Annotated in this window: 13 protein-coding genes; 7 read left to right on the top strand and 6 right to left on the bottom strand. The window is 65.3% G+C overall.

Features of this window, described 5'->3' with window-relative positions; genetic code table 11:
* Positions 1-10: 10 nt before the first annotated feature.
* A complete protein-coding gene (locus tag JQ624_RS09820) occupies positions 11-733 on the bottom strand; it encodes a pyridoxamine 5'-phosphate oxidase family protein (protein WP_212418794.1) in 723 nt (240 codons plus the stop codon).
* A 79-nt stretch (positions 734-812) separates the two neighbouring features.
* Between JQ624_RS09820 and JQ624_RS09815 the strand changes: the two genes are divergently transcribed.
* From JQ624_RS09815 to JQ624_RS09805, 3 genes are all read left to right on the top strand, one after another.
* A complete protein-coding gene (locus tag JQ624_RS09815) occupies positions 813-2318 on the top strand; it encodes a PLP-dependent aminotransferase family protein (protein ID WP_212418669.1) in 1506 nt (501 codons plus the stop codon).
* A gap of 86 nt (positions 2319-2404) precedes the next feature.
* Entirely contained in the window at positions 2405-2557 is a 153-nt protein-coding gene (locus JQ624_RS09810; RefSeq protein WP_212418668.1) for a hypothetical protein, read from the top strand.
* A 17-nt stretch (positions 2558-2574) separates the two neighbouring features.
* Positions 2575-2826 (top strand): DUF6719 family protein, encoded by a 252-nt coding sequence (locus JQ624_RS09805; RefSeq protein WP_249129628.1) that lies wholly within the window; start codon positions 2575-2577, stop codon positions 2824-2826.
* A 112-nt stretch (positions 2827-2938) separates the two neighbouring features.
* Here the strand turns inward: JQ624_RS09805 and JQ624_RS09800 are convergent, their stop codons facing one another.
* The 4 genes from JQ624_RS09800 to JQ624_RS09785 all read right to left on the bottom strand — a co-directional run bounded on the left by JQ624_RS09800 (position 2939) and on the right by JQ624_RS09785 (position 5354).
* Entirely contained in the window at positions 2939-3379 is a 441-nt protein-coding gene (locus JQ624_RS09800) for an ester cyclase (RefSeq protein WP_212418666.1), read from the bottom strand.
* Between the two features lie 40 nt (positions 3380-3419).
* Positions 3420-4658: a serine hydrolase gene (locus JQ624_RS09795; RefSeq protein ID WP_212418665.1), complete on the bottom strand. Its 1239-nt coding sequence runs from the start codon at positions 4656-4658 to the stop codon at positions 3420-3422.
* A gap of 85 nt (positions 4659-4743) precedes the next feature.
* Positions 4744-5148, bottom strand: coding sequence for a hypothetical protein (locus tag JQ624_RS09790; RefSeq protein WP_212418664.1), 405 nt, complete (start codon positions 5146-5148; stop codon positions 4744-4746).
* 44 nt (positions 5149-5192) lie between these two features.
* Positions 5193-5354, bottom strand: a complete 162-nt coding sequence (locus tag JQ624_RS09785; protein WP_212418663.1) for a hypothetical protein — start codon at positions 5352-5354, stop codon at positions 5193-5195.
* Between the two features lie 382 nt (positions 5355-5736).
* Here JQ624_RS09785 and JQ624_RS09780 point away from each other — a divergent pair, with 382 nt between their 5' ends.
* Positions 5737-5982, top strand: coding sequence for a hypothetical protein (locus tag JQ624_RS09780; RefSeq protein ID WP_312014402.1), 246 nt, complete (start codon positions 5737-5739; stop codon positions 5980-5982).
* Between the two features lie 57 nt (positions 5983-6039).
* Here JQ624_RS09780 and JQ624_RS09775 read toward each other — a convergent pair whose 3' ends face one another.
* A complete protein-coding gene (locus JQ624_RS09775) occupies positions 6040-6588 on the bottom strand; it encodes a CreA family protein (protein WP_212418662.1) in 549 nt (182 codons plus the stop codon).
* Positions 6589-6914: 326 nt separating this feature from the next.
* Between JQ624_RS09775 and JQ624_RS09770 the strand changes: the two genes are divergently transcribed.
* From JQ624_RS09770 to JQ624_RS39300, 3 genes are all read left to right on the top strand, one after another.
* On the top strand, positions 6915-8681 hold the full coding sequence (locus JQ624_RS09770; protein WP_249129622.1) for a L,D-transpeptidase: 1767 nt from the start codon (positions 6915-6917) through the stop codon (positions 8679-8681).
* A 92-nt stretch (positions 8682-8773) separates the two neighbouring features.
* Positions 8774-9727 carry an AraC family transcriptional regulator gene (locus JQ624_RS09765; RefSeq protein ID WP_212418660.1) on the top strand — a complete coding sequence of 318 codons (954 nt, stop codon included), beginning with the start codon at positions 8774-8776 and terminating at the stop codon, positions 9725-9727.
* Positions 9728-9966: 239 nt separating this feature from the next.
* Positions 9967-13251: an autotransporter domain-containing protein gene (locus tag JQ624_RS39300; RefSeq protein ID WP_212418659.1), complete on the top strand. Its 3285-nt coding sequence runs from the start codon at positions 9967-9969 to the stop codon at positions 13249-13251.
* Positions 13252-13323 lie beyond the last annotated feature (72 nt).

Raw genomic sequence — 13323 nt, 5'->3', positions numbered from 1 at the left:
TACCCCGATCTCAGCCGCCGGCGTAATGCGCAAAATGCGCATCCCGCAATGCATCTTCGAGCAGGCGGCCTTCCGAATAGCCGCGCAGCGACGCCGGACGCTCGACGCCGTCGAGAAGCCGCGGACAGGGCTCGGGCGCGCCCAGCACGGTGCGCACCGGAATACGCTCGGCATAGATCGGCAATGCGTAGTCCTCATCGTCGTCGGCGACACCCTTCGAGCGAATCTTCGCTGATGCCTGCTCGATCTCCATCGCGATTACCGATGTCGCCTTGATTTCCTGCACCGTGCTTTGTCGCAAGGTCGCGGTCCGATCGGGAAAGAAGCGGTCGACCATGGCGACCAGCGCGCGCTCCTTCTCGCCTTCGTCGGTCACGAGGTAGGCGGTGCCGAAGGCCATCACCGCGCGGTAGTCCGCCGAATGATTGAAGCCGCAACGGGCCAGCACGAGACTGTCGAGATGCGCAACCGTGAGGCAGACCTGCTGGCCGCCGGACTGGTTCCTCAGCATGCGGCTGGCGCTGCTGCCGTGCCAGTACAGCCTGCTTGCCTCCCGCCAGAAGAAGGTCGGCGTGCAATAGGGCTGGCCATCGATCACGTAGGAAACGTGGCAAAGCATCGAGGCGTCCAGCAGGCCATGAATCGTCGCACGATCGTAGCAGCCGCGCTGATACAGGCGCTTGACCTGGTTGCGCGGCGACAACGGATAGGAATCGGTGGTCTCGCCTTCGATCGTCACGGTAACTCCTCTCGGGATTGGCACGGTGAGGGAAGTTGTACCGGCGAATTTGGTCTGCGATAGTGCCAATTCGATGCGAAAAATTCCGACCAATTCTCAGGCGGCGCGGCGCAAGGCCGAGCTTCCGCTCGACCTTGACGGGCCTCACGTGACGCCAGATGCCTCCTCGCAGCACCGGCTCTACCAAGCGCTGTGCCACGCCATCACGGGCGGAATCGCAAAACCGGGCGAGCCGCTGCCGCCGCAGCGAACGCTGGCAAAGCAGACTGGCTTTCGCCGCAACGCCGTCACCTCGGCCTATGAGCGGCTGATCGCGGACGGCTTTGCGGTCGCCACCGTCGGCTCCGGCACCTTCGTCGCCGCACGCATTCCCGCGCGCGTCGGCGACGCGCGCAAAACCAGAATCGCGATCGAGGCGCCGCAGCAAGGCGCGTTCGCGCTCGGCTGCACGCATATCGATGAAAGGGCGCTGCAGCGCTTCAGGTCGTTTGCCGGCCGGCGCATGCGCGCCTTTGGTGCCGAGCACCTGCAATACGGCGACCCCAGGGGCAGCCGCGAGCTGCGCGCCGCGATTGCCGATCATCTGCTGTCGGCGCGCGGGCTGCGCTGCGATCCGGACCAGATCATGCTGGCGTCGGGAACACAGCACGCATTGCGGATCGTGCTGGGCGCGATTCTCAAGCCCGGCGACCAGATCTGGTGCGAGGATCCGGGCTATCCCGCCGCGAGAAGAGCGATCGGGCATTATGGCCTGCGCCCCGTCTCTGTGCCGGTCGACGCATCAGGCATGATCGTGGCCAAAGGCCGGGCCCTCGCACCGTCGGCGGGCGCGGCCTATGTGACACCGTCGCACCAGTTTCCGCTCGGCGTGCAGATGTCGATGACGCGGCGGCTGGAACTGCTCGACTGGGCAAGGGAGGCGAGCGCCTTCGTGATCGAGGACGATTACGACAGCGAGTTTCGATATGACGGTGCGCCATTGCTGTCGCTCGCCGGCATCGATCACCTCTCGCGCGTCATCTACATGGGCACGTTTGCAAAGACACTGTTTCCCGGATTGCGCATCGGCTACTGCGCGCTGCCCGAGCGGCTGGTCGGGCCGGTGACGACGGCCCGCGCCGCGCTCGACCGCTTTCCCGGCACGCTGCTCGAAGGCGCGGTAGCGGACATGCTCAATTCCGGAGCGTTCGCGGCAAACCTGCGCAAGGTGCGCGGGATCTATCGCGAAGCGCGCGACGTCCTGGCTTCGACCTTGTCGGCGGCGTCGGACGGGCTTCTATCGGTGCCGGTGCCCTCGCAGGGCCTGCACCTGGTCGCGCGGTTCGATCCTTCGACCGACCCGCTGGTTGCCGCCAAGGCAAAGACGGAGGCCGGCGTCGCGGGCTGGCTGCTGGCGGAAACCTATTTTCGAACGCGCCCGCTGCCGGGATTCGTCCTCGGCTTTGCCGGCCACCCCCTGCCGCAACTGATCGCGTCGGCCGAACGGCTGGCGAAGTCATCGCTCGCCGCCTTGCAGATAAGTCGCAAGCCGGCCAAGGGCGGAACCGGCAGGGTCAAACGGCCGAAGGCCGCGACCTGACTGCACGCGTCGGCCACCGCCCTATCAGAATCGCCGCCGCGTCACTAAGCTCAACGCCTGTTTCAATATCACGGCGGAAACACCGGATGCCCAGCAATCGCAACGTTCTGTATCTCGTTATCGGCGTGTTGATCGTCGCGGTCGGCGTGCTCAGCTACAATCTCTATAAAGCCAAGCAAGAACCCGAGGGCCTGCAGATCAATGTCGGCCCCGATGGGCTGAAGATCAAGACCAAGTGAGCGAGGCCGGATTGATGATGACGAAGGTTTCCCGGTCGCTTGCCCTGCCCGCCGGCCTCGTGCTGTGGCTGCTCACGAGCCCCGCCCTCGCCCAGGTGGTTTCGCGCGAGCAGGACATCATCGACCTCAGGCTCGGCCAGCGCGTCATGGTCGACGACGGTTCGTGCCCGGCCGGACAGATCAAGGAAGTCCAGGGCTCGCAGATGACGACCTCAGGCGTGCTCCGCACCCGCAAGTGCATTCAGAGGCTGGGGACCAAGAAGCGATAGCGGCGATCGCCTCGAGCCCTGTTCCGATGGAATCGGAACAGGGCTCGAGATTTTGATTTGACGCGTTTTCTTGACGCGAACCGGTCGCCACTTCGCTGGAAAACGCTCTGGTCTAGAACATGCCGTTGGTGTTCGCGGCCTTCTCCGGAATCTCCTGCACGACGTCCCAGTGTTCGACGATCTTGCCGTTCTCGAGCCTGAAAATGTCAACGATGGCGCGGCCGCGTGCCCCCGTCTCGCGCACGCTGTGAACATGCAGGATCACGTAGTCGCCGTCGGCGAAGGCGCGCTTGATCTCGCTCCGCGAGTCCGGGAATTTTTCCCGCAGGAAGCCAAGGAACGCCTTGAAGCCTTCGATGCCGTCCGGCGCCGTCGGATTGTGCTGGATGTAGTGCGGCCCGAAAAACTTCGCGGCGGCGTCAAAGTCCTTCCTGTTGAGGCCGGCCTCGTAGAAATCGAGCACGGTCTTCTTGTTGGCTTCCTGCGTCGCCGCATCGGCGGCCAGAACCGGGGAAGCAACGAACAAGAATGCGCCGATGAGGATGAATCGCATGGTTGCCCCTGTGCAATCTGTTTCGAGTTTGAGCCCCAACCTACCAGCTTCCGTATCGGCCGACGACCCCGCGCCACAGCGCGTCGCGCTCACGCGCGAAGCTTTCTTTCCCGACGCTGGCGTTCTTCGCCGCGGCGGTGATCACCATGACGAGCTTGAGTTCGGGATCGACGAAGATCGACTGCCCGTAGACGCCGAGCAGCGCGAACCGCCGCTTCTCACCCGGAAACAGCCAGAACTGGTAGCCATAGCCGAAATAGGGCGTCGCCTTGCGCGGCGCGAACGCCTCGGGCTGGCGGTGCCAGTCGGTGGCGTCGAGCAGATAGTCCTTCGGCACGATCTTCCGGTCGCCCAACGCGCCGTCGTTCGCCAGCAGGATTCCAAGACGGCCATAGTCGCGCAGGACCGCATTGAAATTCCCCGAGCCGCTTTCGGTGCCGTCCTTGGTCCTGATCCAGGTCGCATCGGCCTCCGCGCCCATCGGCTGCCACAGCCGCGTCGTCAGATATTCGCTCACCGAGGTGCCGGTCACCGCCCGCAGCAACAGCGTCAGCGCCACGGTCTGGTTGGACGCATAATGAAAGCGCGTCCCTTGCTCGACCTCGCGTGTCGTGAAGGCGCGCAGCGCTGCGACCGAATCCTGCGTGAGGCGGATCCCGTTGAATTTCGCCAGATCGTCCTTGCCGTCGTAGACCTCCTGAAACGGCACGCCGGACGCCATCCGCAGCATGTTGCGTATCGTCGTCTCGCCATAGGGATTGCCGGCCAGATCAGGCACGTATCTGGCGATGGTGTCGTCGAGCGAAGCGATCTTCTTTTCGGCCAGCGCCATCCCGACGGCAATGCTGACGATGGATTTCGCCATCGAATGCGAAACGAAACGATGCTCGGCATTGCGATTGTATTGATAGCGCTCAGTCAGCACCTCGCCATCCCTGATGAGGAGGAAGCCGGTCACGCGTTGATGGTCGAGAAAGTCGTCGAGCGTGCGGGTCTGCTGTTCGAACCGATACTCGATCTTGGGCTCGGTGGAAATTTTCGGCAGTGGCCGTGGAGCAGTTGCCTTCTTTAGCGTGTAGTGCTGCAGAATGCTGTCGAGGTGACTGAACGATCCGACCCGGACGCGCTCGTCATAAAACCAGTTGGCGCGCGAGCCGACCGGATAGCCGGCCGCCTTCCCCAACAACTCCTCGTCGGGTGCAGCGCCGGCTGGCACGCCCAGCGCGACAAGCACCGCGCATGAGAGCAGGATTCGTCCCGGCTGCATTGGCTGGCTCACGCAGATCTTCGACCGGTCATTGCTTACAATGGCCGTTACCGGCGTGTCGAGCCTGCGGGGAATGTGGAGCTAAGCCGCGCCGACCTTACTTGTTCGTCGCCGGCTCGAACATGCACTGCAGCGTCGGCTTGGCGATCTTGGTGAAGGTCGGGCCGATCTCGGCTTGCTTGGACGGCGGCACCCATGCGGTCTCGATCGTCGGCACCCCGGTCTCACTGATGCCGCGCAGCAGCGCTTCGCGCAGGTCGGCATCTTCCACGGTCGCGGCGGCGTAGTCGTGCAGGCAGCCGCAGACGCTTTCGGGGTGCGCCCAGCGGCCGACCATATGGGGCGCGCAAAGCCGCACGAACTCGCCGCGCGGATCGGGTACTTTGAACAGGGAACGGAACGAGGTCTGCGGCGGCTGAAACTGGAGCTGGACCTGAGCCTGCGCCGAGCCGCTGAAAAGGAAGAGCGACAGCATTACAGCGGAACAGATGCGTACCAACATACCGGGCCTTTGTCGGCGATCTTTTTGCGAAGGGTCCGCCACGCTCAATTGGCGGCCACGACCATCGGCTGGGGCGCCGGGGCCGCAACCGGCGAGCCGTTATAGGCGAAGGTACCGACGCCCGGCAGGTACTGGTTGGAAGAACCAGCCATCGAGGGACCAGCCAGGATAAAGGCGAAGGCGAGGATGAAGCTGGTGGTCCGCATCTGACTGTCTCCGGTTGTCGTGGCCGGCAGCGCCCGCCGGCTCGTTGACGGCGTGATAGCCGTCGGCTGTTTCCGGACATCTGCGCCAAAAACGGAAAATGGTTTCGTCGCGCTGGAGTATTGTTTCGTCGGCCCTACCGGACGAAACAATAGCCGGAAAAGTTCAATGAATTCAGCCGGAACGTCCCCACTTGAAAGGATCAGGCTGAACACCGTCAGCCGGCCGGTGGGCCGCTTTGGACCTCCTTCCATGGACGAGGACAGCCTCGTTCATTGGCTGACCGGATGAACCGACGCCCTGGACCGGCCGACTCAGTCGAACGCCGTGCAACTTTGCGCGCGCTTGTGCGTTTTGACCCTTCCTCAACAAAGGATAGCCGTCGTGGGTAGTGGCAACATCGATGTTGGCAATACAACCCCGACCCGCAAACCCGGCCAGCCGGTGGAGCGTCAGGGAAAAACCTTCGAGCATCCTGTGAGCCCTTGTGGCGCGATGTCACAGCAAGGCGGCGAATTTCGCGGCAATGTCTCTGCGCCGCAAAAATTCGTGCACCTGGTCGGTTGCCGTGAACGCAAGGCCAGAACCGGCCTGGAGGCCCGCCAATATTCCAATCCGGTCAAACGGTAAGCCCGAAGCCCTGATCGAGGATCCGATCTCGATCTCGGATCCTGGCTGGCATCGGACTTACTGGATGAATTCACCGCATTTCTGAACCGCGGCGTCGGCGGCCCCCCAGGGCATGATCGGCACCGAGGACGTCGAGTTTTTGGGTGAACCCTCGATCAGCCTGTCCGAATAGACCATATAGACCAGCACGTTGCGTTTGGCGTCGCAGCCGCGGACGATCTGCATCTTCTTGAAGAACAGCGAGCGGCGCTGCCGGAACATGTCGTCACCCTGCTCAGACTTGTGCTTGAACTTGATGGGGCCGATCTGGCGGCACGCCAGCGAGATGTCCGAGACCTCCTCGGCAACGCCGAGCCAGCCCTTGAAGCCGCCCCTTTCCGGCACCGTGAAGTGACAGGCCACCCCCTCGACCTCGGGATCGTCGACGGCGTAGGTGGCGAGCTTGTCGTTCGGGCTCAGCCACTTGAACACCGTCGAGCGGCGAAAAATCAGGTCGGGCTCGTCAGCGGCCGACGCCGGGCTTGCCTGCCAAAGCACCAGCGCCAGCGCCCCCAAGGCCAGACTTCGCCACTTCCTGTCACACTTAACTTTGGCCTTGGATGTCATTGATATCTCCGCTGAAGGGCTCGCCGCCTATGTAGTGGCGGAAAGCCGCACAGGAAGACCGCCGCCCGGAGCTGCCGGCCGATGCGCCCCAGCCGGCCCGCCGTTTAACGGAATGTGAGGCTTTTTTGCTACGATTGGGGCGAAAAGCGCTGGAATTAGAAGGCCTACGCTGGTGAACGCTTTTCGCCTCTGCGACAACAAATAATTATCGGAAGAGTAGATTCGAGTAACCGGATTTGAGGATCAAGCGCGTGAGCGGGCATCGAGTTTTCAGTGCGGGTATTGCGGGCGCAACGATTTCCAAACGGCAATTTTGGCAGATGGCGATGTTGACGGCGGCCGGTACCCTGATCGTCGCGCCCCAGGCAGATGCCGCCACCATGTTCTACTGGCAGGACGCCGATCCAGGCTATTACCGGCCGGCACCCGTGGCGCAGCCGCGCAAGCCGAAAGCCCGCCGGCCTTCCGCCAAGACTGAGGCCGCCATCAAGGAAACCAACGCCAAGCCGCATGGGCCGCTGATCATCGCGGTCTCGATCGAGCAGCAGAAGGTCCGCGTCTACGACGCCAACGGGTTGTTCGCCGAAAGCCCGGTGTCGACGGGCATGAAGGGTCATTCGACCCCGATGGGCGTGTTCAGCATCATCCAGAAGCACAAGATGCACCGCTCCAACATCTATAGCGGCGCGCCGATGCCTTACATGCAACGCATCACCTGGTCGGGCGTCGCGATGCATGCCGGCGTGTTGCCCGGCTATCCGGCGTCGCACGGCTGCATCCGCATGCCGATGGCCTTTGCCATGAAGATGTGGAACTGGACCAGGATGGGCGCCCGCGTCATCGTCACGCCCGGCCAGATCACGCCTGCGAGTTTCACGCACCCGTTGCTGGTGGCGCAGAAGGTTGTGCCGCAGCCCCTCATCGCCAACGATCCGGCGACCGACGCGCCCGCGGTGAAGAGCGACAAGGGCGCGGACGCAGGCCATGCGACCAAGCCTGCGAGTTCGGAAGCAAGCCTCGATCTCCGATCGACCGTCGGGCACGCAGCGCCGCTCCGCGAACGGACCCACACCGCAGATGCCAGCAGCGCGCTGCCGGCGATCAACGCCGTCGTGACCATGTCCGATGCAACGCCGTCTGCAGCGAGGGTCCCACCTGCCAGCGATACGTCGAGTGCGGAAACAAAGCCGGACGCGCCGAAATCCGAGCCGGCGGCTGAAGCCGCGGCAGCTGACGTCAAATCGGCCGAGACCGGCGCTGTTACGGCCGATGACAAGAAAGTCGAGGAGGCGTCGGCCCCAGAGCCGTCCGCCGGCGAAGTTACGAAGGCCGAAGTCTCCGCGAGCGAGAGCGTCAAAGCCGAGGACAAGTCTGGCGAAGCGAAAGTCGAAGCCAGTTCGGAAACGAAATCCGACGAGGTGAACGCCGAGGCTCCCACGGCAGCGATTGCCAAGGTCGAGGAAGCCAAGACTCCCGAAGCCAAGACTCCCGAATCCAAGGCCGCCGAAAAGCCCGCCGAGCCCGTCAAGGCGGTCGCCGGTGCGCCGGCTGGAGCCGCTGCACCCGACGTGAAGAAGGATGCGGCGCGTCTGCCCGGCGCGGAAAAGGCTGCCAGGGCCGACCCGCCCAGGCGTCCCGGCCAGATTGCGGTGTTCGTGAGCCGCAAGGATTCCAAGCTGTACGTCCGCGAGAACTTCAAGCCGCAGTTCGATGCTCCGATCACCATCGCGCCGAACGACCGGCCGCTGGGTACGCACGTGTTCACCGCCGAGGCTGACAAGAACGATCCCAACCTGTTGCGCTGGACGGTGGTCTCGCTGCCGGTCACGGCCCGCCATGCGGCCCGGACCGACGAGGAAGACCGGACTGCCCGACGCCGCAAGATGACCGGCGGAGCCGCTGCCGAAGCCAAGCCGCTGCCGGCGCCGAACAGCCCCGCCGAGGCGCTGGACCGCATCGCCATCGCTCCCGAGGCGATGGCACGGATCGCAGAAATCCTGACCACCGGCAGCTCGATCGTGGTGTCCGATCACGGCATCAACCAGGGCGGCGAAACCGGCGAAGGCACCGACTTCATCGTGCCGCTGCGCTAGATCCCGTAGACCCGCCGCTGTCGCCGAGACGGGATAAGACGCAGATCAAAGCAGTGTCATTGTTCAAGCTAACCCAATTCGATACGCGGCAGGTGCCGGAGCCCGCCGACCCCTCTCAGCGGGCACGGCTCTGGGCAGAACGGTTTCGCCTGCTCATCGAAGAGATGAGCGTCGACTTTGCCGAAGGGGACACCCGCGTCTATGGCCGACATCGCTTCGTCGACAACGGCCTTGTAACCATCGGCGAGATGGACAGTTCGTCGTTTCTGGGCTTGCGCGGCCGTAAGCATATCAGGCCGGACAGCGACGGGCATGTTTATGTCGGATTCAATATCGGCGCTACGCGCACGCTTCTCAGGCAGTTCGGGCGCGAACTGCAGGTCGATCCGGGCGAGTCGGCACTCGCGGTCATGGAAGCCAGCAGCGCAGCGCTGGCACCGTCGGGCGGAACGACGCTCAATCTCAGAATCCCTGCGGCCGCCTTCGTCGAATGGGGATTGGCGCCGGAGGATTTCGCGTGCCGCCGCCTCGACCACACCAGCGCCGAATCCCGCCTTCTCGTCGGCTATGCCCGACTTCTGGTCCAGGAGGGTGCGGCGCTGAGCGCGCTCCAGGCCGCCCACGCGTCGCGCCATCTCCTTGACCTTGTCGGCGGCTGGCTCGGGGCCGGCCACCGGGTTCGCGAGCAGGCCGACGCTATCGCGACGGCGGAAGCCAGGAGGGTCGCCATCCGCCATGTGGTTGCCCGCCACTCCGCCGAGCCGGATTTCGATCTGTCGCGGCTTTCCTTGCGCCTCGGCATGCCGCCCCGCACGATCCAGCACCTGCTCGGCGAGGTCGATGAATCCTTCAGCGAAATTCTCGGCGGGGCCCGGCTCCGGAAGGCCCGTCTCATGCTCATGGACCCGGAGCATGACGGGATGGCGGTGTCCGACATCGCCTTTGCCTGCGGTTTCCTCAACGTCACGAGTTTCTATCGCGCCTTCCGCCGCTTTCATGGCATGACGCCTTCCGAAATGCGCAGCGATCGTCTGCGCTGGCGATAGACCGCGATTCTCTGAAAACAGCGACTTGCCCCCGGTGCAACATGCTTGCGCTTGCGGAGATAGGCAGCGCACGGCAACAGCTGCATAGGTTGCGCCACATCATCCGGGCCGGATTTTCCGTGCCTGATGTGCCTCCTGCTTTGCCGGGCGGAACGTAACCGGTCGATCGGGCGCCTTCGCCTGCATCGAACCGACCATGTGGCCGAGGTGTCCCCGTCCACGTGGCAGAAGGGGCACGCATGGCGAGAACAGCGCGTGGTTCGGCAGCGGCCGGAACGAAGCCGGGCAGCAGCCCGGCGCCGTCCATCGCCGATCGTTGCAGCATCACGCCTGCACGGGCGCAGCCGCACGTATCGCGACGCCGGCGTGCGCGAGCCGCGCTGGGTTCGGTATCGGCCGCAGCCCTGACCCTGTCGTTCGCGCTTGGCCTTGCAGCGACGACGGCGCAGGCCCAATTGGCGGGCGGCGGCACCGGAGGAACAGGTTCCAGCGGCCTGGCCAATGCAGGTGGCACCGGCGGCATCCCCAACACGCCCGGCGACAGCGGCTCCGGGGCCGGTGCGGGTGCCGGAGGTGCGTTCGGGACCGCGGGAACGCCGAACGGCGGCAGCGGTGGCAGCGGCGGCAGTTTGGGCGGAGGCGGCGGCGGAGGCGGCGGCCGTCTCGGTCTGATCGCCGGCACGGACGCCGGCGGCAATGGCGGCAGCGGCGGTGCCGGCGTCAACGGCGGCGGAGGCGGCGGCGGCGCGGGCGGCGATGGCCTGATCACCGGAGCCAATGGTTTCACCACGATCGTCCCGCTCCTCGGCGGCAACGGCGGCAGCGGTGGCGTGGCCAGCGCCGGTGGCGGCGGAGGCGGTGGTGGCGGCGGCGCGGGAATGCGGCTGCTGAATGCCGGCAACTTCACCGTCAACAGCGTCATTGTGGGCGGCGACGGGGGCACTGGCGGCACCGGCGGCGGGAGCAGCACAGGCGGCAGCGGGGGCATCGGCGCCGGCGGCGCCGCCGGCGGCAATGGCGGCGCCGGAAATGCCGGCGGTGGCGGCGGAGGCGCCGGCATCATTCTTCAGCAGGGCGGCAGTCTGACGATCGAGAGTGGCATGTCGGTTCGCGGTGGCGCGGGCGGCACCGGCGCGAGCGGAGGCGCCGGCGGCGTCGGCATCATCGGAGGGATCGGCGGCAACAGCACCATCATCAATTCAGGCATCATTACCGGCGGCCTTGGCGGCGACGGCGTGACGCGGGCCAATGCGATCTCGCTGTTCGGCAGCAACAACCGCCTGGAACTCAATGCACACCCGATCTTCGGCTCCAACCTCGTGCTGGGCAATGTCGTGGTGTCCGGCGGCGGGACCAACAATGTCCTGGCGCTCGGAGGCTCTGTTGATGCCGACTTCAACGTGTCGCAGATCGGCGCCGCGCAACAATATCGCGGCTTCGATACTTTCGAAAAAACCGGCATGAGCATTTGGACGCTGTTCGGCACTGGTAATCAGAACTGGTCGGTGACCGCAGGCACGCTGAAGGGCGACACCAACAGCCTCGCCGGAAATCTGACCTTCGCCGGCGGCGCGGGCAGCCGCCGCGTCATTTTCGATCAGAACTTTGACGGCACCTATGGCGGCACGATCTCCGGAAACGGCGCGCTGACCAAGGCCGGCACGGGCACGCTGACGTTGACCGGCCTGTCCGCGTCCGACTGGACGATCGCGGCCGGCGGGCTGGTGTCGGCGGGCGAACGCTTCGGCGGCAATGCGGCGATCAATGCGGGGGCGTCATTGACCTTCGGCCAGGCTGCCAATGCGACCTATGCCGGCGCGCTGTCGGGCGCGGGCAGCTTTCACAAGGCAGGCCCGGGCGCGCTCAACCTGACCGGCAATTCTTCCGCCTTCACCGGCACGACGACGGTCGACGCCGGCCTGCTGGCGGTCAATGGATCGCTCGCCAATTCCGCCGTCACCGTCGCCAGCGGCGCCACCCTCGCCGGCACCGGCACTGTCGGCACCACCACGCTCAATGCCGGCGGCACGCTGTCGCCAGGCAATGGCGGCATCGGCACACTCTCGGTGCAGGGCAATCTTGCGATGCCGGCCGGCTCGCATTTCGCCGTGGACATTGATGGATCGGGTGCATCCGATCGCGTGGCCGTATCGGGTGCGGCGAATATCACGGGCGCGACGCTCGACGTCTCGGCGCAAGGCGCGAGGACCGGACGCTATACGATCGCGACCACGACCGGCGGCCTCGCCGGGACCTTCGGCTCCGTTACGACGACAGGTTTCGTTTCGGCCTTCGTCGGCATCACCGATGCCTACGATGCCAACAATGCCTATCTCGACGTGCTGCGCCTGCGCGACTTCGCCGACGCGGGCTTGACCCGCAACCAGAAGGCCGCGGCCCAGGGCGTGCAGAGCCTGTCGGGCGGCAATTCGCTCTTTGCGGGCAACCCGCTCTACGACGCCGTCCTCGCGCTCACGACCGATGTGGCGGCGCGCAACGCCTTCGACCAGGTGTCGGGAGAAACGCGTGCCTCGGTAAAGACCACGCTGATCGAGGACAGCCGCTTCGTGCGCGATGCCGCCACGAACCGCATCCGCGCCGCCTTCGGCACCGTCGGCGCATCGCACGCGCCGGCCATGGCCTACGCGTCGCTCGATCCGGGGACGGGTGCGAGCCCGGCCGCGCCAGCAACCACCGAACACTTCGCACTATGGGCACAGGGTTTTGGCAGCTGGGGCCATACGAACAGCGACGGCAACGCGGCCCGCCTCAACCGTTCGACCGGCGGCTTCCTCGTCGGCGGCGACGCGCCGGTCTTCGACACCTGGCGGTTGGGCATGATGGCCGGCTACAGCCGCACCAGCTTCAATGTGAATGAGCGCGCCTCCTCGGGCGCCAGCGACAACTACCATCTCGGCCTCTATGCCGGCACACAGTGGGGCGATCTCGGCCTCCGGACCGGCGCGGCCTACACTTGGCATGATATCTCGACCGCCCGCTCCGTCGCGTTTGCCGGCTTCAGCGACAGCCTGAAGGCGGACTACCGGGCCGGCACCGCGCAACTCTTCGGTGAACTGGGCTACGGCATCCGCGCCGGCGGTTTCGGCTTCGAGCCGTTCGCCAACCTCGCGCACGTGAACCTCGACACCAATGGCTTCGCCGAAACCGGCGGCGCAGCGGCGCTGCGCAGCGCGGGCGCCAGCACCGGCGTCACCTTCACCACGCTGGGGCTTCGCGCCTCGACCGACTTCATGTTGGGTAACAGCATGGACCTGAGCGCGCGCAGCATGCTCGGCTGGCGCCGCGCCTTCGGTGACACGACGCCGTTGTCGCACTTCGCCCTTGCCGGCGGCTCCCCCTTCACCGTCGCGGGCGTGCCGATCGCCAGGGATGCCCTGCTGCTCGATGCCGGGTTGGATGTCGCCATCGCAAAAAACACGACGCTCGGCATTTCCTACGGCGGACAGTTCGGAAACCACGCCGCCGACCAGAGCATCAAAGGCAACCTCGCGGTCCGGTTCTAGAGATCGCAAAAGTCTCCTCCAGGTCCGCCATAACGGCTTGTTGAGCGGCAACGGATCATCGCTTGCGCTATA

Source organism: Bradyrhizobium sp. AUGA SZCCT0283 (assembly GCF_018130385.1).
In the GTDB taxonomy this organism is placed as follows: Bacteria; Pseudomonadota; Alphaproteobacteria; order Rhizobiales; family Xanthobacteraceae; genus Bradyrhizobium.
The sequence above is the reverse complement of the archived record's forward strand: the minus strand, read 5'-3'. Positions and strand labels throughout refer to the sequence as shown.